The organism is Neptuniibacter halophilus (assembly GCF_030295765.1).
Classification (GTDB): domain Bacteria; phylum Pseudomonadota; class Gammaproteobacteria; order Pseudomonadales; family Balneatricaceae; genus Neptuniibacter; species Neptuniibacter halophilus.
The window spans coordinates 3292579-3319017 of record NZ_AP027292.1; the positions used below are offsets into that span (position 1 = coordinate 3292579).

Sequence of the window (26439 nt, forward strand, 5' to 3'; positions counted from 1 at the left end):
CTCGCTTAATCTTTTCAGTCAATCGCGGCGTTTTTTGCCTCGCTCAATTCATCTCTTTTCTAAATTTAATCTTTTTTAAATCAATGGCTTGCCTTGTTTGGTTCTGGGCCGGTATTAGCCGATAAATTCGTTCAGATATTTTTCTTGACCATCTGGTAAAAGTTGATCTAGTATTATTTTACCGTTTGGTAAAAAGTTTGTAGGCGCAAACCTGATACCGAGAATAAGAATAAATACGGAGAATGGATTTGATGGATACGCGGCGTGTTTCCGTACCTCAACCAGCAATCATTTCAGGCTGCTATCGCGGTGGGTTTAAGGCCCCGGCGCTGGATTCTGTAAAGCCTGAGCCCCTGCTTCATTTCCCGATTGATTCAGATTCCCGATCAGTGAGTTCATTGCCAATGCCGCTTCAGGGCGTTGCGACAGGGCAGGAACGTTACGTCTTTTCTTATGGTTCAGCGAAATAGGTTAAGGAAAGAATTATGAATGCTCCGAATATTTTGAGTCTGAAGAGTGATGCAGCGGCCCGCCGGCAGTTGCTGAAAGGGTTTGCTGCGGTCAGCCTGCCGGTGCGGGAGATTCTCAGCGCGGTGGTGGACGGCGAAGAACTGTCAGAAACCGATGCGGTCACGCTGTTTTCGGCCGAAGGGCCGGATCTGGATGCATTGATCGCCACCGCAGACTTTATTCGTGAGCGTGCTGTTGGCAATCAGGCCAGCTTTGTGATTACCCGCAATATCAACTACACCAATGTGTGTTACATGGGCTGTAAGTTCTGCGGTTTTGCTAAACGAAAAGACGATGAAGATGCGGAGTTTCTGCGTCTGGAAGAGATCGCCAAACGGGCCGAGGAAGCCTGGAACCGTGGAGCGACTGAAGTTTGTATTCAGGGCGGTCTGCACCCGGATATCGATGGCACGTTTTACCGTGAAATTCTGAAGGCGATCAAAGCCCGTGTACCGGCGATGCATATCCATGCGTTCTCTCCCTTTGAGATCTGGTTTGGTGCGCTCAAGAGTAAGGTGTCGGTTGCAGAATTTATTCAGGATCTGATCGATCATGGTCTGGGCTCCATGCCGGGAACCGCAGCGGAAATTCTCGATGTAGAGATCCGTCAGCAACTGACCCGCGACAAACTCACCACGGAGCAGTGGGTCGAAATTATCACCACGGCGCATCAACTCGGTCTGCCGACCACCGCCACGATTATGTATGGCCATATCGACAGCCCGGAACACTGGGCGGCGCATATAGGAAAGATCCGCGACATTCAGAAACAGACCGGCGGTTTTACTGAGTTTGTTCCGCTGGGTTTTGTGCATTATGAATCTCCGCTCTATGTCGAAAACGGCGATGTACGTCCCGGTCCGACGCCTGAGGAAAATATTCGCATGCATGCGGTCTCCCGCCTGATGCTGAACGGCTGGGTCGATAACATTCAGGCGTCATGGGTCAAGATGGGCCCTGAATATGCCCAGCAGATGCTGCGCTCCGGCGCCAACGACCTTGGTGGCACGCTGATGAACGAGAGTATCTCGCGTGCGGCGGGGGGCAAAAACGGTCAGGAGATCGTACCGGAAGATATGGTGCGGATGATTGCCGAAGCCGGCCGCCAGCCGGTTCGACGTAACACCCTCTACGATGTGGTGCAGGCCTATGATTATCAGCCAGCCCGGTCAGCACCAAATCTGATTGCCCGCGCTTCAGCCTGTTCGCTGGAGCTGATCGCGACCACGGGAGGGGCTGCATAATGAATGCTCAGACGCCCCTGAAAATCCTGCTCCTCAGCGGTGGAGTAGGTGGCGCCAAAATGGCTGAAGGGTTCGCCTACAGCCGGTATGCCGCAGCGTTCAGTGTGCTCGGTAATGTGGCCGATGATCAGATGTTTCATGGTCTCTGGGTCTCACCGGATATTGATACTCTGACTTACACCCTGTCAGAACAGATCGACCGGGAGAAAGGCTGGGGGCTGAAAGGCGAAACCAATCGTGTGCTGGAGCAGTTAAAGAAACTGGGTTCTGATACCTGGATGTATCTGGGCGATCAGGATTTTGCCACCCATATCTTCCGCACTGAATTACGTCAGCAGGGGGTGCGAGCCAGCGAGATTGCCCGGAAAATCGCGGCTTCGTTCGGTCTTGAACTGCCCATCCTGTTACCCACCGATGACACCATTCAGACCCGTGTGCGCACAACGGATGGTTGGATTCCCTTCCAGGACTACTTTGTTAAACAGGGCTGTCAGCCCGAGGTACTCGAGGTGCGGATCGAAGGGATCAATGAGGCCCGGCCTACACCCGAAGCGATCAGCGCGATTGCCGAAGCCGATCTGATTGTGATTGCGCCGAGTAACCCGATCGTCAGTATCAACCCGATTCTCTCGGTTCCCGGCATCGCCGATGCACTGCTTGATTCGACTGCGTTTAAAGTGGCGGTATCGCCCATTGTTGCCGGTAAAACCGTTAAAGGGCCCGCAGACCGGATGATGCAGGTGGCCGGTCACAGCGCCGATGTGCTCGGCGTGGCGGATTATTACCGGGGCCTGATCGATGCGCTGATCATCGATCAGCAGGATCTGGAACATCTGCCCGCTCTGGATGAAAAAATCGCCAACGTGCTGGCCACCGATACGCTGATGTTCAGCCGGACCAACAAGGTGCGTCTGGCAGAAACCATCGTTCACCTGTATGAGGCGGTGGCGCAGCGTAAAGCGGCTAAGGCCCGGCAGCGACAGGCTGAAGTCACTCCATCTTTAATTGATGCGGTCGGCAGTCTCAATCCGGCTTTTCGGGAGGCGTGACCATGAAACTGTCTATCGTGATTCCTATGAAAAGCCCGGAGCGCTCGAAGAAGCGGCTTTCCAAGGTACTGAACCGGCGTGAACGCAAAAAACTGGCAATCTCGCTGTTTGAGAAGAACCTGCACTTTTTCCGCGAGCATTACCCCCAGCATAACCTGCTGGTAATCACCGGCTCCACGGTAATCAAAGAGATCTCGGAAGCCGCCGGCGCAGAGGTGCTGACTGAACATCGTGAGATGGCGGGGCTGAATAACGTCGCGCGAATTGCTGCGGAATATAACGCCGCTCGGGGGTACGACTCTCAGTTAATCGTCCCCGGCGATATTGAAACCCTGGAAAAGCATGAGGTTGAGCAACTGCTGAACCATCCGCGGGGTGAGCGCTCGGCGATTGTCTGTCCCTCATACGATGGCGGCACCAACGCTATTCTGACCACGCCGCCGGATGTGATGCCGTTCAGCTATGGCCCGAACTCCTGCCAGATTCATCTACTGACTGCGTTTCAGTTGGGGTTGCAGACCAAGCGCCTGTATCTGGAGAAGCTCTCCTTTGATATCGACCGCCCCGGGGATCTGTTCCGGGTCGATTGCGGCTTAGACAAAAAATTTGCATAGGGGATATGAGCATGGCTACGCAGGACGTTGTAATCAAAGTGCTGGAGGGGATTCCCGATATTAAACCGGGCGATCCGCTGGCACAGATCATCCTTCAGTCTCTCGATCAGAACCGGGTCTCACTGGATGACGGTGACATTATCGTGATCGCCCACAAAGTGGTCTCCAAAGCGGAAGGCCGGATTGTTGATCTGGCAGACGTAACCCCTTCGGCAGAAGCCGGAAAGCTGGCAGCGGAGCTGCATAAAGACCCGCGCAAAGTAGAAGTCGTGTTGTCTGAATCCAACCGTCTGGTGCGTACCTCAAAGCGTCCTGAGCAGGCCGAAGGCACCATCATTGCTGAGCATCGTCTGGGCTTTATCTGCGCCAATGCGGCGGTGGATGAATCCAATGTCGACGCAGCAGGCAAAGTGATTCTGCTGCCGGAAGACCCGGATCGCAGTGCCCGGCAGATCTGCGCTGAACTGGAACAGGCCAGCACGAAACGCCTTGGCGTAATTATTACCGACACCTTTGGTCGCCCCTGGCGCATGGGGCTGGTCAATGTCGCGGTCGGTCTGGCCCATGTGCCGAGCAAGATCGATCTGGCCGGCGAAACCGATGCTTATGGCCGTCCGCTGATGGTGACCGTTCCGGCGCTGGCCGATGAGATCGCAGCGGCGTCCGGTCTGCTGATGAGTAAAGAGGGTAAGAAACCCGTACTGATTTTTAAAGGCGTTGATTGGCAGAAGAGCGACAGCTCAGCACGCGATCTCGTCCGTCCACAACATGAGGATCTTTTCAGATGAAAATAGCAATTTTAGGTGGTACAGGCCCACAGGGTAAGGGGCTGGCTTTACGTTTCGCTGCGGCGGGTGTGGATGTGGTTCTGGGTTCCCGTGACGGTGCCCGTGCAGAGGAGATCGCTCAGGAACTGAATGGCCTGCAGCCGGATGTGAGCGGTGTGATCAGTGGAACAGATAACTCCGCTGCGACCTCGGCCGCAGATGAGCTGGTGATTCTCGCGGTACCGTTCTCTGCCCACAACGCCACGCTGGAAGCGATCAAGCCGGATCTGGCCGGCAAAGTGCTGGTGGATATTGTGGTTCCACTGGCAGATGGCGATCCGAAAGCGCTGAACATGCCACCTGAAGGCTCTGCCACTGAGGCCGCACAGGCCCTGCTGGGTGAAGAGATTCCGGTGGTGGGCGCACTGCACAACGTATCGGCCACCACGCTGAATAATCTGGAGCATTCCATTAACTGCGACATTCTGGTGTGTGGTAACGATCTGGCGGCGAAAGAGAAGGTGATCGACCTGATCAATATGCTGGATATCAAAGCCTATAACGCGGGCCCGGCGGTTAATGCCCGCTGTATCGAGGCGATCACCCCGATTCTGATTCGACTGAATATTTCCAAGAAGGTGCCTTTCTCCCATGCGGGAGTGAAGATCTGGGCACCTGACCACTGAACGACCCCCCGACTCAATACTGAAGATTAGGAGAATAATTATGGATTTCGGTATTACTTTTAAAGGCTTCATCAGCCCTGAGCGTGCGCGTAATCTGGCCAAACAGGCTGAAGAAGCGGGTTTCACCCACTGCTGGTTCTACGACTCCCATGTACTGTGGCGTGAGTGCTACCCGGCGATCGCTATGTGTATGGAGCACACCTCAAAAATCAGTTTCGGTCCCTGCGTAACGCACCCGAATGCCCGTGACTGGTCACAGGCGGCGAGCCTGTTTGGTAGCCTGGCGTTGCAGAGTAATGGTCGTTTCCACATCGGTCTGGGACGTGGTGACAGTGGCGTGCGTGTACTGGGTAAAAAACCGGCCAACCTGGCGCGTGTGGCGGAGTTCACCGAAAAAGTTAAAGCCATGGTTCGCGGTGAAGAAGTGATGTACGGCGATTGCCCGGCTCCGGTTAAATTCCCATGGGCAGAGGGTTATGACCTGCCGGTTTACATCGGTGCTTATGGCCCGAAAGCACTGCAGACTGCCGGTGAATACGGTGATGGTGTAGTGCTGCAGATCGCCTCACCATCGCTGGTGAAATGGTTCACCGATCAGGCGCTGGAAGCGGGTAAGGCTGCGGGTCGCGACATGAGTAACTATCAGGTAATCGCCTCAGCACCGGCTTACTTCGGTACCAAAGAGCGTTGTATCGAAGCCACTCGCTGGTTCCCGGCGATGGTCGGTAACCATGTGGCAGATATCGTTGAAAAATACGGTGCCCATAGCGGTCTGGTGCCGGAGAGTCTGACCTCTTATATCGAGAACCGTAAAGGCTACGACTACTCCAAACACGGTCAGAGCGATAACCCGTATTTGGACTTTATCACCGAAGATATTGTGAAAGACTTCTGTGTACTGGGCGGCGTAGATGAGCACATCGCTAAACTGCGTCATCTGGAAGAAGCAGGCACAACCCAGTTCAACATCTATCTGGACAGTGGAGATGAAGAGAGCATCGTAGAGAAGTACGGCAAGCACATTATTCCTCACTTCACCAAGTAATCCCCTTTCAGCACTCCGGCAGTAATGCCGGGGTGCTGACTTTTCAACCGCAGACTGCTCAGGGGGAACGCTGTCATGTCTGATCAAAATCAACAGCAACAACCCGAACTGATCCGATCCGTAACCGTCCCTATGCCCACCGATTACGGTGACTTTGCCATGACCGTGTTTACAGAAGCCGAAACCGGTAAAGAGCACATGTTGCTGGTATTGGGTGATGTGGCCAGTGAAACCGCTCCGATGGTAAGAATCCACTCAGAATGTGCCACCGGCGATCTGTTTGCCTCCGAGCGCTGCGATTGTGGCGAGCAGTTGCAAGCCTCTTTGCGCATGATGAGCGAGCAGGGAAGCGGCGTGCTGCTCTACCTTCGGCAGGAGGGGCGGGGTATCGGTCTGGCGAATAAACTCAGGGCCTATCAGTTGCAGGATCAGGGGCTGGATACGGTGGATGCCAATCTGGCGCTGGGATTACCCGCAGACGGCCGGGATTACCGGATAGCAGCGATCATGCTGGAAGAGCTCGGGATCAGCGAAATCCGCCTGCTGACCAACAACCCGGCTAAGCTGACCGGATTACAGGCACTGGGTATCAGGGTACGACAACGCCTGCCATTGCAGGTGCGCTACCGGACAAGAAACCTCGGATATATGAAAACCAAGCAGCAGCGAATGGGGCACCGGGTTCTGCTGTGAGCGAATGATACGCCGAATTTATTCGGATCAGCCTCGGATAAATAGCATTAACATACTCAAATTAAACGGGTTTTAAACGGCACAGTATTAATTTGAAATATTATTTGACCATATGGTAAAAATATTCTAATTTTTACCATGTGGTTAATTTTTGGTCCTCCTTATTAGGCCATTGCCAAAACAACAAAACAGGAGCTTATCGGCGATGAAAAATATAAAAACGAATCAGCAGAGACTCTGGGACAGCCTGATGCAGATGGGTGAGATCGGTGGCACGGAGAAGGGCGGTTGTTGCCGTCTGGCGCTGACCGACCTGGATAAGCAAGCCCGTGATCTGTTTATCAAGTGGTGTGAGGATGCCGGTTGCAGCATCCGTATCGATAAAATCGGCAATGTGTTCGCGCGTCGTCCGGGCAAAAACAATGACCTGCCACCGGTGGTGATGGGCAGCCACATCGACACCCAGCCAACCGGCGGTAAATTTGATGGTGTCTACGGTGTGCTTGCGGGTCTTGAAGTGATTCGTACCCTGAACGATAACAACATCGAAACCGAGCATCCTGTTGAAGCTTCTATCTGGACTAACGAAGAGGGTTCCCGTTTTGCGCCGGCAATGGTGGCTTCGGGTGTGTTTGCCGGGGTGTTCGATCTGGAATATGGCCTCAGCCGTGCCGATCTGGATGGCAAAACCATGGGCGAAGAGCTGGAGCGGATCGGTTATGCCGGTGAGCATGAAGTAGGCAGCCCGGTGAAAGCGTTCTTTGAAGCGCACATTGAGCAGGGGCCGATCCTTGAAGAGGAAGAGACCACGATTGGCGTAGTGACCGATGCTCAGGGCCAGCGCTGGTATGAAGTGACTCTGACCGGTCAGGAAGCACATGCAGGCCCTACGCCAATGCTGCGACGTAAAGATGCGCTGGTCGGTGCCGCGCAGATTATTGATGAAGTGAATCAGATCGGCCTGACTAACCAGCCAAACGCCTGTGCCACTGTAGGTTTGCTGCAGGTATTCCCGAACTCCCGTAACGTGATTCCGGGTGAAGTGTTCTTTACCGTTGATTTTCGTCATCCGGATGATGCGGTGCTGTCGAAAATGGATCATCAGCTGCGTGAGATCAGCGCCAAGATCGCCGATGAGCTGCAGTTAGAGATGAAATTTGAGCAGATCTGGTACTCGCCACCGGTTCCATTCAATAAAGGCTGCGTGGAGTCAGTGCGTCAGGCGGCGATCGATGCAGGTTACAGCCATCGCGATATCGTCAGTGGTGCCGGACACGATGCCTGCTACATCTCGCGGGTAGCGCCGACCGGCATGGTATTTGTGCCCTGTGAAAACGGCATCAGCCACAATGAAGAGGAAAATGCTAAACCGGAACATCTGCACGCCGGATGTAACGTGCTGCTGCAGGCTGTGATCAACCAGGCCTGCAACTGATCCCATTCCATAACGACTCTGAGGCCCCGGCAAACACGTCTGCAACACACCCTGTGTTCACTGTAAGTCCTGGACAGGTTTGCGGGGCCTGACAATAAATCTAAAAAAAGCTGAGTCCGTTCCTCACATAGTTTCAGTCAGTCATTCCTGTCTGTGCGTGATTTTCACGCGCATGGACAGCTATTGCCTGAAATAAGGACGGCTCGGGGAGTGTAAAAATGAAAATAGGACTACCTAAAGCGCGTCAGGCCGGTGAAAACCGGGTGGCGCTGATTCCGGAAAATGTACAGCGCCTGACAGAGCGCGGCATTGATATTGTGGTTGAACGCGGAGCCGGTAGCTCTGCCGGGTTCAGCGATGAAGCCTATCAGCAGGCGGGAGCAGAACTGGTCGGTTCTGCCGGTGCCTGCTGTGCCAGCGCAGATATTGTCGTGGCTGTGAATCTGGCGGGTGAGGCCCTCACCGAAACCGCTTCCTTGCTTGACGAGGGGCAACTGCTGCTCGGCATGATGGACCCGTTGAGTGATCAGGAACGCTTCACGGCACTGGCGCAACAGGGGATTACCAGTGTGGCTCTCGAGCTTGTGCCGCGGATCAGCCGGGCTCAAAGCATGGATGTGCTCTCTTCAATGGCAACACTGGCCGGATATAAGGCAGTCCTGCTGGCGGCCAATGCCAGCAAACGAATCTATCCGATGATGATGACGGCCGCCGGTAATCTCAGCCCGGCGCGGGTCTTCATTATGGGGGCGGGGGTTGCGGGCCTGCAGGCGGCGGCCACCGCAAAACGCATGGGTGCGGTGGTTGAAGCCTACGATGTGCGACCTGCCGCGCGGGAACAGATTCTCTCGGTCGGGGCTAAACCGGTGGAGCTGGAACTGGAGGCTGAAGCCACGGAAGGTCAGGGCGGGTACGCCCGGCAGCAGAGCGAGGCGTTTTTGCAGCGCCAGCGGGAGCAGATGACGAACATACTGGCTGAACAGGATATCGTGATCACCACAGCCGCGGTGCCGGGGGCAAAATCGCCGGTGCTGATCACCGCCGATATGCTGGCGCAGATGAAACCGGGGGCAGTGATTGTTGATCTGGCATCTGAACGGGGCGGTAACTGCGAGCTGACCTGTCACGGTGAAACCCGTGTGGTCAACGAAGTCACTCTGATCGGCCCGGACAATATCGCCTCAACGCTGGCAAATCATGCCAGCCAGATGTTCGCGAATAATATCGAGAACTTCCTCAACAACATCCTCAACGAAGAGGGCGGTTATCAGCTCGACTTTGATGACGAGATCATTCAGGCCTCGGTGATCACCCATCAGGGGGAACTGGTTAACAGCCGTATTCGCGATCAGCTTGGATTGTCTCCGTTGCTGAATGAGCCGGTTATGGAGGAGGTCGCCTGATGGAAAGTTTCGTGATTTTACTGTCGCTGTTTGCGCTGGCAGTGTTCCTCGGCGTTGAGCTGATTACCAAAGTACCACCGACATTGCATACGCCGCTGATGTCCGGCAGTAACGCAATTTCCGGTATCACCGTGGTGGGTGCGATCCTTGCTGCCGGCTCCGGGCCGGATTCCGGTGCATTGGTACAGGCACTGGGTTTTATCGCCATTGTCTTTGCCACCATCAACGTGGTCGGCGGATTCTGGGTGACCAACCGCATGCTCAGTATGTTTAAGCGGAGGGGCTGAAGATGAATAGTATGGTAATCAATCTGTTCTACCTGCTTTCCGCACTGCTGTTTGTGGTGGGCATTAAAGGGCTGACCCGGCCAAAAACCGCCACGCGGGGGAACCGTCTTGCGGCACTGGGTATGTTGCTGGCGATTGTGGTCACCCTGCTGGATAAGCAGGTGATTCGTTATGAACTGGTCGCTGCTGGCCTGCTGTTGGGCGCTGTGATCGGTGGTGTACTGGCGGTTAAAGTCCAGATGACCTCGATGCCACAGATGGTGGCCATCCTTAACGGTCTGGGTGGGGGCGCGTCACTTGGCGTGGCGGCTGCCAGTTATTTCAGCCTGCTGGCGCAGGGCAGTGAACTCTCCGGTTCAGCCATGCTGGTGGCCAACGCATCTATGATGCTGACGGTACTGATCGGCACCCTTACCTTCTCCGGCAGCGCGGTAGCCTTCGGCAAGCTTCAGGAAATTCTGCCCGGGCAGCCGATGGGCTTCAGCGGCATAAAGTACATCAACCTGATGCTGCTGGTTGTTGCAGTCGCTACAGGCTGGATGCTGACCACCGGCCAGCTTGGCAGCGGGGGTTTTGTGTTGCTGGTGGCTGTGGCGCTGGTGCTGGGCGTCACGCTGGTAATGCCGATTGGTGGTGCGGATATGCCGGTGGTAATCGCCCTGCTGAACTCCTACTCAGGTATTGCGGCAGCCGCGGCCGGTTTCATCATGGGCAACAATGTCCTGATCGTTTCCGGCGCACTGGTCGGAGCCTCCGGAATTATCCTGACCCGGATTATGTGTGTGGCGATGAACCGGTCACTGGCCAATGTACTGTTTGGCAAAATGGCCGAAGCGGATGGCAATACGATCGACGCCGATGAGGTCTACGCCGGAAAGGTGACCTCCTCAACACCGGATGAGGTGAGCATGCTGCTGGAAGATGCCGGGCGGGTGGTTATTGTACCGGGCTTTGGCATGGCGATGGCGCAGGCGCAGCACGCGGTGCGTGAACTGGCGGACACCCTGCAGAGTCGCGGTACGGTGGTGGAGTTTGCTATTCACCCGGTGGCCGGACGCATGCCGGGCCATATGAACGTACTGCTCGCGGAAGCAGAGGTGGAATATGACGCCATGAAGACCATGGAACAGTCCAACCCCAACTTCAGCAAAACCGATGTGGCGATCGTCATTGGTGCTAACGACGTGACCAATCCAATGGCGCGCGAGGATAAAGGCAGCCCGATCTATGGTATGCCGATACTCGATGTGGATCAGGCGAGGAATGTAGTGATCGTCAAACGCAGCCTCAGCCCCGGCTTTGCCGGCCTGCCCAATCCGCTGTTCGCCAGAGATAATGCAGTGATGCTGTTTGGCGATGGTAAGCAGGCGATTATGGATCTGACTGCAGCGCTGCACGAAGCGGCCTGAACAGGCAGAACGCAACTGCCCGGTTGGTGTGTACCGGCCGGGCTTTCCTGTTTTTAAAATGGGCAGATAAGACCATGGAAACGCAGCAGATCCGCGGAATCATCTACATGCTTCTGGCCATGCTACTGATCTCTGTGCAGGAAGCACTGGCGAAATATCTGGGTGAGCGTCTCCCGGTAGGGCAGGTGGTCTGGGCGCGCTACGTGGGGCACCTGTTTTTGATCTTCTGCTGGCTATGGCCCCGCTATGGCCGCAGTCTGATCCGCGCCGTTCAGCACCGGGTGCAGATCGGCCGCTCGCTGATCCTGCTGTTAGATACCTTACTGTTTTTCTATGGGCTGACGCTGCTCGGGCTGGCCGAAGCGACCGCGATCTTCTTTACGGTTCCACTGCTGGTACTGCTGTTATCTGTCCCGCTGCTGGGAGAGCGTGTTACTGGCGGCGCGTTGCTGGCGATCCTGATCGGATTCGCCGGCACACTGATCATTGTCCGGCCCGGCGGTTCCGCTACGCTGGATTCAACAGCATTGTCAGGCGCGCTCTGTATCTTCGGCTCTGCCTGCTGTGCTGCACTTTATAACGTGACCACCCGTAAACTGGCCGAGCAGGACCCGGTGCAGGTTACGCTGTTTTTTACGGCGCTGGTAGGCACGCTGGCAACCACGCTTTATGTCCCTTTCATCTGGGTGACGCCAACAGGAACCCTTGTCTGGTTGGCACTGACCTGCATCGGTTTTTTTGGTGGTATGGCCCATAGCCTGATGATTATCGCCCACAAACACGCCCGCGCTACCGCACTGGCCCCGTTTATGTATTCACAGATTATCTGGGCGCTGGCGCTCGGCTGGCTGCTGTTTAATGAACTACCCGATAAGCTCGCCTGGCTCGGTGGCAGCATCGTGATTCTCAGTGGTCTCTACCTGTTCTGGCAGGACTGGAGGCGGGTGAGGAAACAGCATGCTTAACCCCCACTGTTTATTGACCTTTAAATAACCCTTGATGCGCCGGACGTATGGTAGGCGAGGGATTGATGAAGACGGTTCGTTAACTGACAAACCTGTTGGAAACGGTGTGGGGTAGAAGAATAAAAAAACAGCCCGGAGGCTGTTTGAGATAAACCTGTGGTGAAGAACCCGGTCGTTAAGGGTTCTCGGCCACTAGCTGACTGCGCTCAACGGAATAAGGTACGGTGCGGGTGCTGAGCCAGTAGATCAGCCCGCCGAGCAGTGAGCCGGTGAACCAGCCGTACTGGTAGAACCAGTTGAGTTCGCCGGTGAGCAGGGCAAACAGGGTCAGGGTGACCGGAACAAAGAACGCAGTCAGGCCGTGACGGTTAAAACCGCTGTAGGCACCGTGAGTCGAGTAGAGTTCGACCAGTTCAAACTGCTGTCGGCGTACCACAAAATAATCGGTAATCATAATGCCCGCGATGGGGCCCAGCAGCGAGGAGTAGCCCAGCAGCCAGCCACTGTACATCGCTTCTACACTGACATCGGATTCGATCATGCCCAGCTTTTTGAGCAGCTCCCAGCCCATCAGCAGAATACCGATCAGGCCGGTCAGCAATACACCACGGGTCTGGTTGATCTTCCTGGGCGCAATATTCTGAAAGTCATTGGTGGGGGAAACGATATTCGCCGCTGTGTTGGTCGAGAGGGTCGCAACAATGATGATCAGCATAGCGATCACCACCCAGACCGGGCTGTCGATTTTGCCGATCAGGGTAACCGGATCAGAGATGGTCTCGCCAACCAGTGCCGGGGACGCGGCAGTCATTACTACACCCAGTGCCGCAAAAAAGAACATGGTCAGAGGCAGACCGATGGTCTGGCCGATAATCTGGTCTTTCTGCGAACGAACGTAACGGCTGAAATCAGGAATGTTCAGCGAGAGGGTCGCCCAGAACCCCACCATCGCGGTCACACCGGCAAAGAAGTAACCCCAGAAGGAGGCTTCTTCCGGGCGGTTGGCGGGAATTGCCAACAGCGCTTCGTAGGAGATTTTCGGGCTGGCCCAGAGCATCAGGCCGATACCGACACCCAGTAAGAGCGGGGCGGCCAGGGTTTCCATCAGTTTGATCGACTCAGCTCCGCGGATCACGATATACAGGTTGAGTGCCAGAAACAGAAAGAAACCGATCACCTCGCCGGTGCCTCCGAGACTTTCCCAGCCCGGCAGGATATTCGACAGCAGGATATGGATCGCCAGCCCGCCAAACAGGGTCTGAATACCAAACCAGCCGCAGGCAACCAGCGCCCTGATCAGACAGGGGATATTCGAGCCCAGAACGCCGAAAGAGGAGCGAAGAACCACCGGGAACGGCACGCCAAATTTGGTGCCGGGAAAAGCGTTCAGGGTCAGAGGAATCAGAACAATAATGTTGGCAATCAGAATTGCCATCAACGCTTCCATGACTGACAGGCCGAAATAGGCAGTCAGCACGCCTCCCAGCGTGTAAGTCGGGACACAGATCGCCATGCCAACCCAGAGGGCCGCGACATTCCACAGGTTCCAGTTCCGTTCTTGTACCCGCGTCGGGGCGATATCCGCATTATAGTGCTGGCTCTGTTCCAGATCGGAGCCGGGGCTGAGTTCGTAGAACTCACCCATCTTCAGCATGGTTGAGGGTTGGTTAGTGGCGTGCGTCATAAATGATCCTCTGAAGCAGTCTCAACAAAGTTTCCTTAGCATCTGCAGGGGATATGCCAAAATTTTACCTAATGGAAAAATTAATGATCTTTATGAAGTTAATTCATTGTTTTATATGGGTTAATAAAATTGGTTAGGGTGGGGTGGAGCTGAAGTATGCTCCCGGAGCCGGTAGCAGATGAACCGTTTAAGGGCGAAATGCATCAGGCTGGTGCGTGCAGTATTGTTAATTGTATCCTTTGGGATACAATTGATGTATGTCTGACCTGATGATTACAGTGAATGAATACGTTGATGAAAATGGCAGAAGCCCTTATGCCGATTGGTTGGGGAGCTTACGCGATGTCAGAGCCAAGGCTCGTATCATTCTGCAGATAGATAAAATGGAGCTCGGTTTATTCGGAGATGTGCAGCCTGTTGGTGATGGGCTTAGTGAGTTACGTATTCACTATGGCCCGGGCTACAGGGTGTACTTCGCCAAAGAAGGTCAAACAATTTATTTGTTACTCTGTGGCGGTAATAAATCCAGCCAGTCCAGAGATATAAAGTAAGCCAAAAAGTTCTGGAAAGACCATAAACGGAGAAGTAGGTATGGCGCGTAATGTGAGAACTACACACAATGAGCAGTTGCGTGACCCGGATATTGCGGCTGAATATTTAAACGAAGCCCTGCGTGATGGGGATGCTGCTGTCATTCTGATGGCACTTAGAAATCTGGCAGAGGCTCAGGAAGATGGTATTTCAGGTCTCGCAAAGCGCTCGAGTTTAGGGCGTGAAAGTATGTATAAGATGCTTTCGGCTAACGGAAATCCGAAGCTGTCTAGTTTTACTCAGTTAATACATGGGCTGGGGCTTCGTCTGAAGGTTGAATCAATTAGCGATCAAAGAACGGTGAGCTGAAAACCAGCCTGTGTTGTTGATGTTACTTCCCCCCGACAATACCGGGGGAAGCCCAGGGATGAGTTCATATAGAGCTGTCTGATCAGAACCGGTGGGTCAGATACGCGCCGACGCCGACCAGAACCAGCCCGGCAATGCGCGTCAGGCTGGTTTCGGACACTTCATAACCCGCCAGACCGAAGTGATCCAGCAGGACTGCTGTGACCAGTTGACCGCCGATCACCAGCGCGACCAGCGTGGAGGCACCGAGTTTTGGCGCGAACATCGCCATGGCGGTAACAAAGAATGCGCCCAGCAGGCCGCCTATCCAGGCCCAGGCGGGTGCGTCTTTCAACTGAATCATGCTGGGTGTGGTGGTACGCAGGGCCATGTTCACGGCGATCAGAGCCACACAACCAATCATAAACGAGATAGCGGAGGCCCAGAGTGCGCTGCCGCTGAATCGTGCGAGGTGGGAGTTGATACCCGCCTGCAGTGGCAGCATTGCACCTGCCAGAAGAACCACACAGACACCGATCAGATACATTATCCCACTCCTTGAATTTAAAAAGGGGTCAGCGTAGACCCCTTTATCTTGCTTATGTCAGAACATTCAGCCCCGTTTTACCGGCTGTGGTGCATTCAGCTCAGCCTGCTTATTCAGAGCATCGAATACCGGGTTGAAGGCGGGCCGGTCGATGTAGCGTCCTGCGCCTTTCTCGACATTCAACTGGCCATTTGCCCAGACAATTTTACCACGGCTGACCGTGTGGGATGGGATACCTTTAACGGTACGGCCCTCAAAAATATTAAAGTCCACGTTCTGATGATGGGTCTTGGCAGAGATCGTCCGGCTGCCTTCCGGGTCCCAGACCACAATATCCGCATCCGCACCGACCGAGACAGAGCCTTTACGCGGGTAAATATTAAAGATCTTGGCGGCGTTAGTGGAGGTGGCTGCGACAAACTCGTTCATGGTCAGTTTGCCGCTGTTAACGCCGGCATCCCAAAGCACAGCCATCCGGTCTTCAACGCCGGCGGTGCCGTTCGGGATTTTGGTGAAGTCATCTTTACCGGCGGCTTTCTGTTCTGCACAGAAGGCGCAGTGGTCAGTAGCGGTGGTGTGCAGGTTACCGCCCTGCAGGCCTTTCCACAGCGCCGACTGGTGCTCTTTGGAGCGGAACGGCGGGCTCATCACATGGGCCGCGGCAAACTCGAAGTCCTCATTGCGGTATACACTGTCATCGATCACCAGATGACCGGCGAGACACTCACCATACACACGCTGACCGTCATTGCGGGCCCGGGTAATTGCATCCAGCGCTTCCTTACAGGAAACGTGTACCAGATAGATCGGGACATCCATTACCTGAGCGATCTGGATGGCACGGTTGGCGGCTTCACCTTCTACAATCGGTGGCCGGGAGAGCGGGTGGCCTTCAGGCCCGGTGATCCCTTGCGCCAGCAGCTCCTGCTGTAACTGGAATACCAGCTCGCCGTTTTCGGCATGTACGGTAGGCATCGCGCCCAGCTCCATGCAGCGGCGGAAGCTTTTTACCAGCGTTTCATCGTCTGCCATGATGGCGTTCTTGTACGCCATAAAGTGTTTAAAGCTGTTAACCCCGTGCTTTTTGACCAGAGTTTCCATATCTGCCGAAACGGTTTCATCCCACCAGGTGATGGCGACGTGGAAGCTGTAATCACCGGCAGATTTTTCTGCCCAGTCGCGCCATTTGTGATAGGCCTCCAGCAGCGGCTCCTGTGGTGCGGGAATCACAAAATCGATGATCGAGGTATTTCCCCCAGCGAGACCTGCTGCGGTACCGGTGAAGAAATCATCGGTGGCAACCGTGCCCATAAATGGCAACTGCATATGGGTGTGCGGGTCGATACCGCCGGGCATGACATACTGGCCGGACGCGTCGATTACTTCGGCGCTGGAAGGTACCTCCAGGTTTTCGCCAATGGCAACGATCTTGCCGTCTTCACAATAGATGTCTGCACTAAACGTCTGGTCAGCGTTAACGATAGTGCCATTACGGATAACAATGGACATAGGCACGACTCCTTTAATCATGTCAGAAGGTGCAGATCACTGTCTGCAGATAGGGTAATTAACAGGGTATGGGCCCCGTGCTGGCACGGGGCCGGGCAGAGCGGTCAGTCGTTCTGCGGTACCAGTTGAGACACCGGTACGCTGCTGGTGCGGGCGATCAGCCAGTAGATCAGGCCACCGGCAATGGAACCGGTAAACCAGCCATACTGATAGAACCAGTTCAGTTCACCGGTCAGCAGGGAAAAGACGGTCAGGGCAACCGGCAGGGCGAAGGCGATCATGCCGTTCATATTAAAGCCGGAATAGCAGCCGTTGGTCAGATACAGGTCGGGCAGACTCAGGTGCTGACGTTTGATAACAAAGTAATCGACGATCATGATTCCGGCGATCGGCCCCAGCAGGGAGGAATAGCCAAGTAACCAGCCGCTGTACATCGCTTCAACACTGACATCGGATTCGATCATGCCCAGCTTTTTCAGCAGCTCCCAGCCCATCAGCAGGACACCGATCAGACCGGTGAGCAAAACACCACGGGTCTGGTTGATCTTTTTCGGTGCGATGTTCTGGAAGTCATTGGTAGGGGAAACGATGTTCGCTGCGGTGTTGGTGGAGAGGGTCGCGATGATAATCAGGATCATAGCGATCACTACCCAGAACGGGCTGTCGATCTTACCGATCAGCGTGACCGGATCAGAAATCGTTTCACCAACCAGCGAGGTCGATGCGGCGGTCAGCACGACACCCAGCGCAGCAAAGAAAAACATGGTCAGGGGCAGGCCGATGATCTGTCCGGAGATCTGATCTTTCTGCGAACGCACGTAACGGCTGAAGTCGGGAATATTCAGGGACAACGTTGCCCAGAAGCCGACCATCGCGGTAACGCCAGCGGCAAAGTAGCCGAAGAATGAAGCGCCTTCCGGACGGTTAGCCGGCATGGCCAGCAGGGCTTCGTAGGAGATTTTCGGGCTGGCCCACATCATCAGGCCAATACCGACTGCCAGCAGCAGAGGGGCGGCCAGTGTCTCCAGAATCTTGATCGATTCTGCACCCTTGATCACGATATACAGGTTCAGGACGAGGAAGATGAAGAAACCGATCACCTCGCCGGTACCGCCGAGGGATTCCCATCCCGGCAGCAGATTAGAGAACAGTATATGAATCGCCAGACCACCAAACATGGTCTGAATACCAAACCAGCCGCAGGCGACCAGCGCACGGATCAGACAGGGGATATTGGAGCCGATCATGCCAAAGGATGAGCGCAGCAATACCGGGAAGGGGATACCAAATTTAGTGCCAGGGAAGGCGTTCAGCGTGAGGGGGATAAGGACGATGATATTGGCGATCAGAATCGCCATCAGGGCTTCAACAACCGATAATCCGAAGTAGGCGGTCAGTACACCACCAAGGGTGTAGGTCGGTACGCAGATGGCCATGCCCACCCAAAGGGCTGCTACGTTCCATACATTCCAGGTTCGCTCTTTTACTTGGGTAGGCGCGATGTCATCGTTGTAATGACTGCTGTTCTGTATGGTTGAATCGGTTCTGAGTTCGTAGAACTCCCCCACTTTCACCGCGGATGCAGAGTCTGCTGATCCAGTCTTCATTTTACTTCCTCTTATTCTTATTCTGGCGAAGCTCGGTGAGAACTTCTGAGTTTATTAAGAGTGCTGTTAACGGTTTATTAAATTTTTACCGTGTGGTCAATATAAAGCGACATTTTTGCCTTGGCAAATATTTTTGTCCATTTGGTAAAAATAAATTCATTCTCCTTTTACATAAATAATTCGGGCATAAATGTTGCTATTTTCTATAAAAGTGGCGCATTCCGTAATGGGCGAATAAGTCAGGGTGCGCTGTCAGTTTTATTCAGGCGGCCTGTAGCTGGATCTGCAATACATCAAGAAAATTCGCCAGAATCAGGTTCGGTGCCAGGTCTTTCCGGGTGATGGCCGCGTAGGGCGTGACAAAATTAAACCGTTCCGGCTGAAGCGGTTTCATCATCCCGCGGTCGACCCACTTCTGTGCAAAATGAGTGGGCAGATAGCCGATATAACAGCCTGTTAAAATCAGAAATGCGACCCCTTCCCGGTCGGAGGCTTTGGCCCCTTTCTGAAACGGCTGGAAGTGACTTTTGACCTCCGCTGATTGCTGGTAGGAGGGGAATACCACATCACACTGGGCGATCAGTTCTTCGGAGAGCTCATCAGGGGTGTAGTGGAAGAGGGGATGTTCGCGGCTGCAGTAGAGGTGAGATTGTTCGTCGTAGAGGTGTATGTAGCGGAGGTTGGGATTATGGCCGACCACCGGGGCGACGCCGGTTTGTATTCTGCCATCGAGCGTGGCTTTGATGACATCGATCGCTGGTATCATCTCGATGTTGATATTTACCTCCGGCGCCCGGGCTTTAAGCTGCTTCAGTGAATCGGTGATAAACATACCGGGCAGGGTCACCAGGCAATCGGTGATGCCGATATCGAGATCGCCTTTCAGCTCCGAGTGAATACTGTTGATCTGCCGCTGAAACTCCTGATGGGAGGAGAGCAGTTGCAGCGTGGCCAGATAGACCTGCTCGCCCTCATCGGTCAGTGAAAAGCCACTGCGCCCCCGGTTACAGAGTTTGAGCGACAGTCTTTGCTCCAGATCTGATATCGCCAGACTGATCGCTGCGCGGCTGATGTTGAGTTCTGACTCGGCAGCCGAGAACCCCCCACAACTGACCACCGCTCTGAATATTTTCAGCATGCGGATATCAGCGCCCGCAATATGTCCCACAATCTTTTTTTTCGTCATATGCACCTCACTCGCCCGTTCGGGCCGGAATTACAAACTGATCACAGAATATACTTAATTTTACCGTTTGGTAAGTATTTGCTTGACTGAAGGTAAGATCTTTTGGATTTATTCACCCTGAGGCGTAACCGAAGATGAAATTCATGAATGCTCATTAGCGAACACTGAAAACCGCCACGGGCATACCTGACATCGACTGAGGAACAAGCCATGTTTGATTTAGATAAACCTGATTTTGCCGGCATGAGCCGGGAGCAACTGGAAGCCTACTGGATGCCTTACACGGCTAACCGCCAGTTCAAGGATGATCCGCGCATCTTCACCGAGGCGAGTGGTGCCTACCTGACAGACAGCCGCGGGCGTAAAGTGTTTGATGGTCTGTCCGGTCTGTGGACCTGTGGTGCCGGTCACTGCCGGCCTGAAATTGCAGAAGCGGTGGCGCAACAGCTTAAACAACTCGATTACGCCCCGGCCTTCCAGTACGGGCACCCTAAAGCGTTTGAGCTGGCAAACCGGATCAAATCCGTGACGCCTGAAGGTCTCGACTATGTGTTCTTCACCGGTTCCGGCTCAGAGAGTGCCGACACCTCGCTGAAGCTGGCCCGTGCCTATTGGCGCAAGAAGGGGATGCCGGGCAAAACTAAACTGATCGGCCGCAGCAAAGGCTATCACGGGGTCAACTTCGGTGGTTTCAGTCTGGGTGGTATCGGTGCCAACCGGGCACTTTATGGTCAGGGTGTGGATGCGGATCACCTGCCGCACACACTGCTGAAAGAGAATGCCTTCTCTCAGGGGATGCCGGAGAACGGCATTGAGAAAGCGGACGAGCTGCTGGAGCTGATTGCACTGCACGATGCCTCGAATATTGCTGCGGTCATTGTCGAGCCGATGGCGGGTTCTGCCGGGGTGATCCCACCACCGAAAGGCTACCTGCAGCGTCTGCGTGAGATCTGTGATCAGCACAATATCCTGCTGATTTTTGATGAGGTGATCACCGGTTTTGGTCGCATGGGCTCCTGGACCGGAGCTGAAGAGTTTGGCGTAACGCCAGATATGATCAACGTGGCTAAACAGCTCACCAACGGTGCTGTGCCAATGGGCGCAGTGATTGCCAAAGGCGAGATCTACCAGACCTTTATGGAAAACGGCGGCCCGGATTACATGATGGAGATTCCGCACGGCTACACCTATTCCGGTCACCCGGTAGCCTGCGCGGCGGCGCTGGCGTCTCTGGATATTCTGGAAAACGACAAGCTGATTCCCCGGGTTAAAGAGATGAGTCCGATCTTCGAGCAGGCGTTCCACGGCCTGAAAGGCACGAAGTATGTGAGTGATATCCGTAACTACGGTCTGGCCGGAGGTATCACCATCGAGTCTGCACCGGGTGAGCCTGCGTTGCGTCCTTACCAGATTGCGATGAAGTGCTGGGAGAAAGGCTTCTACGTGCGTTACGGCGGAGACACGATTCAGCTTGGCCTGCCATTTATCGTTGAGCGTGAAGAGATCGATAACGTGGTTAACGCGATAGGCGAATCCATCATGGAGCTGGACTGATCCGGCTCCACACAGATTAAACATTCCTTTTGAATAAGAATAATGAGAGGTCACCCATGACAATGATCGGACATCTGATTAATGGCGAGATCCGCACTGATGCGGCGCGCACCCAGGACGTTTTTAACCCATCTACCGGTGCCGCAGATAAGCAGGTTGCACTGGCAAGCGTTGCAACCGTAGAAGAGGCGATTGCAGCAGCAGAAGCCGCTTTCCCGGCATGGCGCAACACGCCACCGGCGAAACGTGCACAGGTGATGTACCGCTTCAAACACCTGCTGGAACAGCATGCAGACAAAATCTGCGAATTGATCGGTGAAGAACACGGTAAGATCCACCACGATGCGATGGGCGAACTGCAGCGCGGTATCGAAAACGTTGAGTATGCCTGCGGTGCGCCTGAGCTGCTCAAAGGCGAGCACAGCCGTAACGTCGGTCCGGGTATCGATTCCTGGAGTGAGTTCCAGCCACTGGGTGTGGTGGCCGGTATTACGCCGTTCAACTTCCCGGCGATGGTACCGCTGTGGATGTACCCGATGGCGATCGTTTGCGGTAACACGTTCGTTCTGAAACCATCTGAGCGTGATCCTTCCTCCACTATGTTCATTGCTGAACTGCTGGAAGAAGCGGGTCTGCCAAAAGGCGTGATCAACGTCGTTAACGGTGACAAAGAAGCAGTTGATGTACTGCTGACCGACGAGCGTGTTAAAGCGGTCAGCTTTGTTGGTTCTACACCGATTGCTGAGTACATCTACAGCACGGCGAACGCGCACGGTAAGCGTTGTCAGGCACTGGGTGGCGCGAAAAACCACGCCATCGTGATGCCGGATGCGGATATGGATAACGCCGTAAACCAACTGCTCGGTGCGGCTTTCGGCTCCTCCGGTGAGCGCTGCATGGCCCTGTCTGTTGCCGTTGCCGTGGGTGATGAAGCCGCGGATACGCTGGTCGCTAAGTTGAAAGAAGCGATGGCACCACTGAAAGTAGGTGCGTTCAGCAACCGCGAAAACGACTTTGGCCCGGTGATCACCCGTGCTCATCAGGAGAAAGTGAACGGTTATATCAGCAGTGCGGAAGCCGATGGTGCGAGCGTGGTGGTTGATGGCCGTAACCCGCAGGTTGCCGGCTATGAAGAAGGTTTCTATGTGGGCGCAACGCTGATCGACAACGTCACAGCAGAGATGCAGAGCTATCAGGAAGAGATCTTCGGCCCGGTGCTGCAGGTAGTGCGTGCTGATTCAATGGAGGCGGCGATGCAACTGATCAACGATCACGAATACGGTAACGGTACCTGTATCTTTACCCGTGACGGCGAAGCGGCGCGTTACTTCTCTGATCACATTCAGGTGGGCATGGTCGGTATCAACGTACCGCTGCCAGTACCGGTTTCCTACCACAGCTTTGGTGGCTGGAAGCGCTCCCTGTTCGGTGACCTGCATGCGTATGGCCCTGACTCAGTTCGCTTCTACACCAAGCGCAAGACGATTACCCAGCGCTGGCCATCCAGCGGTGTGCGTGAAGGGGTAAGCTTCTCCTTCCCGAGTTAATCTCTTTGCATAACCCCCGGTCACCGACCGGGGGTTATGCTTTCAGCAGTAGAGGAATGATCTTATGCGGTTTAAGAAAGTTCTGCTCGCTGATCCCAGCGGGTTGTCCCGGGAGGGGCTGAAATCAATTCTCGGCGGGCTGGATCTCTCATTGGTATTTTCCGAAGCAGCCAATGAAGAGCAGTTTGCCAAAGCGATTCGTCAAAGACAGTGTTTTGATCTGATTCTGGTTCATGAAAGCCTGTTGTCTGTCGGCGAGTGCCCGCAGGTGACCTCCTACCTGTACAGCACATCCAGCCCGATTCTCATCCTCTGCGGTGAACTGACACCGGGCCTTAATCTTAAAATTAAATGTTTTGGCGCAGAGGGAGTGATTCGTTGTAACGACCCGTTGCGGCAGATTGAAGCGCGTCTGTTCACCGCATTAGCGCCAGATGGGATTGCCGGCGTGGAATCACTCTCCGGCGTGGATATGAGTGATGCGCAGGATCTGAAGTCGGGTGCACAAACCCGGATGGAATACCTGACCGATAAACAGAGCGCGGTGCTGCACTATCTCAGGGCGGGTCTGATGAATAAAGAGATTGCCTATGAGATGGGAATCCAGGAGTGCACAGTGAAACGGCACGTTTCGGATATCCTGAAAAAACTCCAGATGAAGAACCGCATTCAACTAATAGCGTCGTTAACTTATTGATAAAAATGCCTAAAATTATTTATTTGACCGTTTGGTAAAATAAACATATATTGAATATCAACGCTTCAACGCGGCAGTAAGACACGTATACCGAACAGAAAAATAAATAACCGGGAGGCTGAGCGATGTTGTCAGTTGAGCAAGCATACAAACTGGAAAATGCCGACAGTGATCAGATACTGGCGCTGCGCAGACAAGCGTCTGCACTGCGCGATATGCACTGGGGCGATGTGGTGACCTATTCACGTAAGGTCTTTGTACCCCTGACCAATATGTGTCGGGATACCTGCGGCTACTGCACCTTTGTTAAAGCACCGGGTTCGCCTGACGCGCATATCATGAGCCCGGAAGAGGTGATGGATGTGGTGCGTAAGGGGGAGGCGCTGGGCTGCAAAGAGGTGCTGTTCAGCCTCGGTGAAAAGCCGGAGAAAAAATACCCGGAAGCGCGTCAGCGTCTTGCTGAACTGGGTTACAGCACTATGGTCGATTACCTGCAGGCCATGTGTCAGATGGTAATTGAACACACCTCCATGCTGCCCCATGTCAATGCCGGGACACTCTCGGAGGAGGACGTCATTAAATTGCGTCCGGTATCTGCCAGCATGGGGATGATGCTGGAGAACGTCAGCCGGCGTCTGATGGAGAAAGGGCAGGCGCACTATGCCTGTCCGGACAAAGTCCCGGTACAGCGTCTGCGAACGCTGGAGCTGACCGGCAAACACAATGTGCCTTTTACCACCGGTATCCTGATCGGTATTGGCGAGACCTGGCAGGAGCGTGTCGACAGCCTGCTGGCGATCAACGAAATCCATCAGCGCTACGGCCATATTCAGGAGGTCATTGTGCAGAACTTCCGCGCCAAACCGGGTACGGCGATGGCAGACTGGCCGGAGCCGGATCAGCAGGATATGCTGAAGACGCTGGCGGTTGCCCGCCTGATTCTCGACCCTACCATCAGCCTGCAGGCACCGCCGAATCTGCAGGAGCATTATAAGGACTACATCTTCTCCGGGATCAATGACTGGGGTGGGGTATCGCCACTGACCATCGATCATATTAATCCGGAGCGGGCCTGGCCAAAGATCAAGGCACTGGAGTTTAAAACCTCTGAGTCCGGGTATCGCTTGCAGGAGCGGCTGGCGATCTACCCGCAATATAAAAACCTGCCGGAGAAATATCTGGCCCAGCAGATTGCAACCCGGGTGGATTCTATCGAGTCCCAGCTTTTCTCCAACTTTATATAAGGGAACCTGCGCATAAGTCCTGTTAGTGCTCTGTAAGCCAGAGGGCTACACGACTGATTCGCAGATTCCAGAGTTTCTTCTTAGTTCTCTTCGGAAGCTATAAACCTCTTACCGCCTTATTAAAGGCGGTTTTTTTATGCACTTAAAAAGGTCATAAATAATAAACGGATGCACCGCTTTGAATCAGTTTTTTAACGTTAGTTAAATAAATTCAAAACTAAATGTTTTTTATAGATAAAGACTGGGTATAAGGTTTAGTTGACCATATGGTAAAAAAATTTAATATCCTTAGGAGCGGCATTAACGCTAACACTTGTGGGTTATTAAAACAGAGGTCGACAATGAATATAAAAACAAAACATATGGTTTGCGCACTCAGTCTTGCTCTTGCCTCTTCTGCTGCCAGTGCAAAGCAGGAGTGGAGTGATTTCAGTATCAGTTATCTTAACGGTACTGACTACGAGCTGGGCGACGAAGACCGGCAGTACTTCACCTTTGAACATGCCAGCGGTCATAGCTGGGGCGACACCTTCTTCTTCATCGATCGTGAGATGGGAGAAAACGATACCGATTCGCTGTACTTCGAGTTCTCTCCGCGTCTGAGTCTGGGTAAGCTCACCGGCAATGATCTCTCCTTCGGTCCGGTGAAGGATGTCCTGATTGCCGGTACCTGGGAGGGTGGAGACGGCTTTGACAACGTCATGGCGGGTATTGGTTTTGCCCTCGATGTACCGGGTTTCCAGTACTTCAATGCTAACCTCTACCGGGTTAAGAACGAGCTCTGGGATGACGATACCATGGTCACTCTGACCTGGGGTCTGCCATTCAATATCGGCAATGCTGAATTCCTTTACGATGGTTTTGTTGACTGGTCTACATCCACCTCGACTAACAATGAAGAGGTTAACTTCACTTCGCAGTTGAAGTGGAACGCCGGCAAACTGATGGGTACCTCGTCTCCGCTGTATGTGGGCATCGAGTATGCGCACTGGACTAACAAGTTTGGTACCGATGTAGATGAGCGCAGCCCGTCACTGCTGGTTAAGTGGCACTTCTGATATCTGGCTGTGGCAGCATTGCCCGGTCTGAGTTCCCCTTCACTGACCGGGTAGTCGCTGCTGAGTCACATTGTTTGTGAAGGTGCTGAGCGCCACCATTCAGGCCACTTTGAGCTTCAGTCTAAAGTGGCTTTTTTAATTCTGAAATGAACGATAAATAATTTGACCTGACGGTAAAATGGCCTATATTTTACCTAATGGTAAAATAAACATAACAACATCAGGTTCAGGCCTATGTCTGCGATTCATCAATCAGCCCGGTTACTCAGGGAAAACCAGGTGTATGCTGCCAGCGGAGGCGTCAGTGCCGGCAACCGGCATTGCGGTTTTCGCCCGGCCTTCATGGATTCACTGACCGGTGAGACAGTGCTCTGCTGCTTTGCTGACGGGCGTCCATCGCCTTGCCACTATCTTGAGACGGTGCCCGCTGACTGGGTGACCCGGCGCGATGAACAGGGCAGGGTGACTGAAATAAGGGAGAGTATTGTTTCTGGCTTTGTCAGTCAGGGGCAGTTTTACACCCGGCAGGAAGCGGCTGATTTCGTGGCCGCCACAGAGTCACAGTAAACGGAAAAAAGTGTTGACCTTAAACCCGCCTGAGCGTAGTTTTTAAACAGGTATTTAACCCTGATAAATGACGAGCAGGGTATTAATAATAATTCCGGTATCCGGCAATGCAGATTAAATTAATCAGACAGCAGGTTTTATCAGGCTTAACCATGGCGGAGCACATCATTGCTCTGTTCTGGATGAGCTTCCTCTGTTTAATTAAATCAAAACTGCACTCTCTGAAAATGTTTTTTAATATATCGGCTGTTCG

The 26439-nt window shown here is 53.9% G+C and carries 25 protein-coding genes; 20 read left to right on the forward strand and 5 right to left on the reverse strand.

Annotation, left to right across the window (positions count from 1 at the left end; all coding sequences use genetic code 11):
- The first annotated feature begins 485 nt into the window (after window positions 1-485).
- The 12 genes from cofH (at window position 486) to QUD59_RS15455 (ending at window position 12107) form a co-directional block, all read left to right on the forward strand.
- On the forward strand, window positions 486-1754 hold the full coding sequence (gene cofH / locus QUD59_RS15400) for a 5-amino-6-(D-ribitylamino)uracil--L-tyrosine 4-hydroxyphenyl transferase CofH (RefSeq protein ID WP_286238058.1): 1269 nt from the start codon (window positions 486-488) through the stop codon (window positions 1752-1754).
- Window positions 1754-2803: a 2-phospho-L-lactate transferase gene (gene cofD / locus QUD59_RS15405; protein ID WP_286238059.1), complete on the forward strand. Its 1050-nt coding sequence runs from the start codon at window positions 1754-1756 to the stop codon at window positions 2801-2803. Before cofH ends, cofD begins: the two co-directional genes overlap by 1 nt.
- Window positions 2804-2805: 2 nt before the next feature.
- Window positions 2806-3417: a 2-phospho-L-lactate guanylyltransferase gene (gene cofC, locus QUD59_RS15410; RefSeq protein ID WP_286238060.1), complete on the forward strand. Its 612-nt coding sequence runs from the start codon at window positions 2806-2808 to the stop codon at window positions 3415-3417.
- A gap of 11 nt (window positions 3418-3428) precedes the next feature.
- Window positions 3429-4205 carry a coenzyme F420-0:L-glutamate ligase gene (cofE, locus tag QUD59_RS15415; RefSeq protein WP_286238061.1) on the forward strand — a complete coding sequence of 259 codons (777 nt, stop codon included), beginning with the start codon at window positions 3429-3431 and terminating at the stop codon, window positions 4203-4205.
- On the forward strand, window positions 4202-4870 hold the full coding sequence (npdG, locus tag QUD59_RS15420; RefSeq protein WP_286238062.1) for an NADPH-dependent F420 reductase: 669 nt from the start codon (window positions 4202-4204) through the stop codon (window positions 4868-4870). The genes cofE and npdG overlap by 4 nt, the downstream gene beginning before the upstream one ends.
- Window positions 4871-4910: 40 nt before the next feature.
- Window positions 4911-5915 carry a TIGR03842 family LLM class F420-dependent oxidoreductase gene (locus QUD59_RS15425; RefSeq protein ID WP_286238064.1) on the forward strand — a complete coding sequence of 335 codons (1005 nt, stop codon included), beginning with the start codon at window positions 4911-4913 and terminating at the stop codon, window positions 5913-5915.
- A 75-nt stretch (window positions 5916-5990) separates the two neighbouring features.
- Window positions 5991-6608 (forward strand): GTP cyclohydrolase II, encoded by a 618-nt coding sequence (gene ribA / locus QUD59_RS15430; RefSeq protein WP_286238065.1) that lies wholly within the window; start codon window positions 5991-5993, stop codon window positions 6606-6608.
- Window positions 6609-6813: 205 nt separating this feature from the next.
- The gene (locus QUD59_RS15435) at window positions 6814-8043 is read left to right on the forward strand and encodes a Zn-dependent hydrolase (RefSeq protein ID WP_286238066.1); all 1230 of its coding nucleotides are present in this window, start codon (window positions 6814-6816) and stop codon (window positions 8041-8043) included.
- Window positions 8044-8261: 218 nt separating this feature from the next.
- Complete coding sequence (locus QUD59_RS15440) at window positions 8262-9446, forward strand: Re/Si-specific NAD(P)(+) transhydrogenase subunit alpha (RefSeq protein WP_286238067.1); 1185 nt, start codon at window positions 8262-8264, stop codon at window positions 9444-9446.
- Complete coding sequence (locus QUD59_RS15445; RefSeq protein WP_286238068.1) at window positions 9446-9733, forward strand: NAD(P) transhydrogenase subunit alpha part 2; 288 nt, start codon at window positions 9446-9448, stop codon at window positions 9731-9733. The genes QUD59_RS15440 and QUD59_RS15445 overlap by 1 nt, the downstream gene beginning before the upstream one ends.
- A gap of 2 nt (window positions 9734-9735) precedes the next feature.
- On the forward strand, window positions 9736-11142 hold the full coding sequence (locus QUD59_RS15450; RefSeq protein ID WP_286238069.1) for an NAD(P)(+) transhydrogenase (Re/Si-specific) subunit beta: 1407 nt from the start codon (window positions 9736-9738) through the stop codon (window positions 11140-11142).
- Window positions 11143-11216: 74 nt separating this feature from the next.
- Window positions 11217-12107 (forward strand): DMT family transporter, encoded by an 891-nt coding sequence (locus QUD59_RS15455; protein WP_286238070.1) that lies wholly within the window; start codon window positions 11217-11219, stop codon window positions 12105-12107.
- Window positions 12108-12282: 175 nt separating this feature from the next.
- Here the strand turns inward: QUD59_RS15455 and QUD59_RS15460 are convergent, their stop codons facing one another.
- Window positions 12283-13791, reverse strand: a complete 1509-nt coding sequence (locus QUD59_RS15460) for an NCS1 family nucleobase:cation symporter-1 (RefSeq protein ID WP_286238071.1) — start codon at window positions 13789-13791, stop codon at window positions 12283-12285.
- Between the two features lie 257 nt (window positions 13792-14048).
- Between QUD59_RS15460 and QUD59_RS15465 the strand changes: the two genes are divergently transcribed.
- Window positions 14049-14342 (forward strand): type II toxin-antitoxin system RelE/ParE family toxin, encoded by a 294-nt coding sequence (locus tag QUD59_RS15465; RefSeq protein WP_286238072.1) that lies wholly within the window; start codon window positions 14049-14051, stop codon window positions 14340-14342.
- Between the two features lie 40 nt (window positions 14343-14382).
- Window positions 14383-14691, forward strand: a complete 309-nt coding sequence (locus tag QUD59_RS15470; protein ID WP_286238073.1) for an addiction module antidote protein — start codon at window positions 14383-14385, stop codon at window positions 14689-14691.
- An 82-nt stretch (window positions 14692-14773) separates the two neighbouring features.
- Here QUD59_RS15470 and QUD59_RS15475 read toward each other — a convergent pair whose 3' ends face one another.
- The 4 genes from QUD59_RS15475 to QUD59_RS15490 form a co-directional block, all read right to left on the reverse strand.
- Window positions 14774-15217: a DMT family transporter gene (locus QUD59_RS15475; protein WP_286238075.1), complete on the reverse strand. Its 444-nt coding sequence runs from the start codon at window positions 15215-15217 to the stop codon at window positions 14774-14776.
- A gap of 66 nt (window positions 15218-15283) precedes the next feature.
- Window positions 15284-16726 carry a dihydropyrimidinase gene (gene hydA / locus QUD59_RS15480; RefSeq protein WP_286238076.1) on the reverse strand — a complete coding sequence of 481 codons (1443 nt, stop codon included), beginning with the start codon at window positions 16724-16726 and terminating at the stop codon, window positions 15284-15286.
- Window positions 16727-16830: 104 nt separating this feature from the next.
- On the reverse strand, window positions 16831-18333 hold the full coding sequence (locus tag QUD59_RS15485) for an NCS1 family nucleobase:cation symporter-1 (protein WP_286238077.1): 1503 nt from the start codon (window positions 18331-18333) through the stop codon (window positions 16831-16833).
- A 262-nt stretch (window positions 18334-18595) separates the two neighbouring features.
- Window positions 18596-19519, reverse strand: coding sequence for a LysR family transcriptional regulator (locus QUD59_RS15490; RefSeq protein ID WP_286238078.1), 924 nt, complete (start codon window positions 19517-19519; stop codon window positions 18596-18598).
- 210 nt (window positions 19520-19729) lie between these two features.
- On the opposite strand from QUD59_RS15490, the gene aptA reads away from it, so the two are divergent.
- The 6 genes from aptA to QUD59_RS15520 all read left to right on the forward strand — a co-directional run bounded on the left by aptA (window position 19730) and on the right by QUD59_RS15520 (window position 26186).
- Window positions 19730-21073, forward strand: coding sequence for an omega-aminotransferase AptA (gene aptA, locus QUD59_RS15495; RefSeq protein WP_286238079.1), 1344 nt, complete (start codon window positions 19730-19732; stop codon window positions 21071-21073).
- A gap of 56 nt (window positions 21074-21129) precedes the next feature.
- Window positions 21130-22620 (forward strand): CoA-acylating methylmalonate-semialdehyde dehydrogenase, encoded by a 1491-nt coding sequence (locus QUD59_RS15500; RefSeq protein ID WP_286238080.1) that lies wholly within the window; start codon window positions 21130-21132, stop codon window positions 22618-22620.
- 64 nt (window positions 22621-22684) lie between these two features.
- Window positions 22685-23317: a helix-turn-helix domain-containing protein gene (locus tag QUD59_RS15505; RefSeq protein ID WP_286238081.1), complete on the forward strand. Its 633-nt coding sequence runs from the start codon at window positions 22685-22687 to the stop codon at window positions 23315-23317.
- 125 nt (window positions 23318-23442) lie between these two features.
- Window positions 23443-24561, forward strand: a complete 1119-nt coding sequence (cofG, locus tag QUD59_RS15510; RefSeq protein WP_286238082.1) for a 7,8-didemethyl-8-hydroxy-5-deazariboflavin synthase CofG — start codon at window positions 23443-23445, stop codon at window positions 24559-24561.
- Between the two features lie 341 nt (window positions 24562-24902).
- The gene (locus QUD59_RS15515) at window positions 24903-25619 is read left to right on the forward strand and encodes an outer membrane protein OmpK (protein ID WP_286238084.1); all 717 of its coding nucleotides are present in this window, start codon (window positions 24903-24905) and stop codon (window positions 25617-25619) included.
- Window positions 25620-25853: 234 nt separating this feature from the next.
- Window positions 25854-26186, forward strand: coding sequence for a hypothetical protein (locus QUD59_RS15520; RefSeq protein ID WP_286238085.1), 333 nt, complete (start codon window positions 25854-25856; stop codon window positions 26184-26186).
- Window positions 26187-26439: the final 253 nt, after the last annotated feature.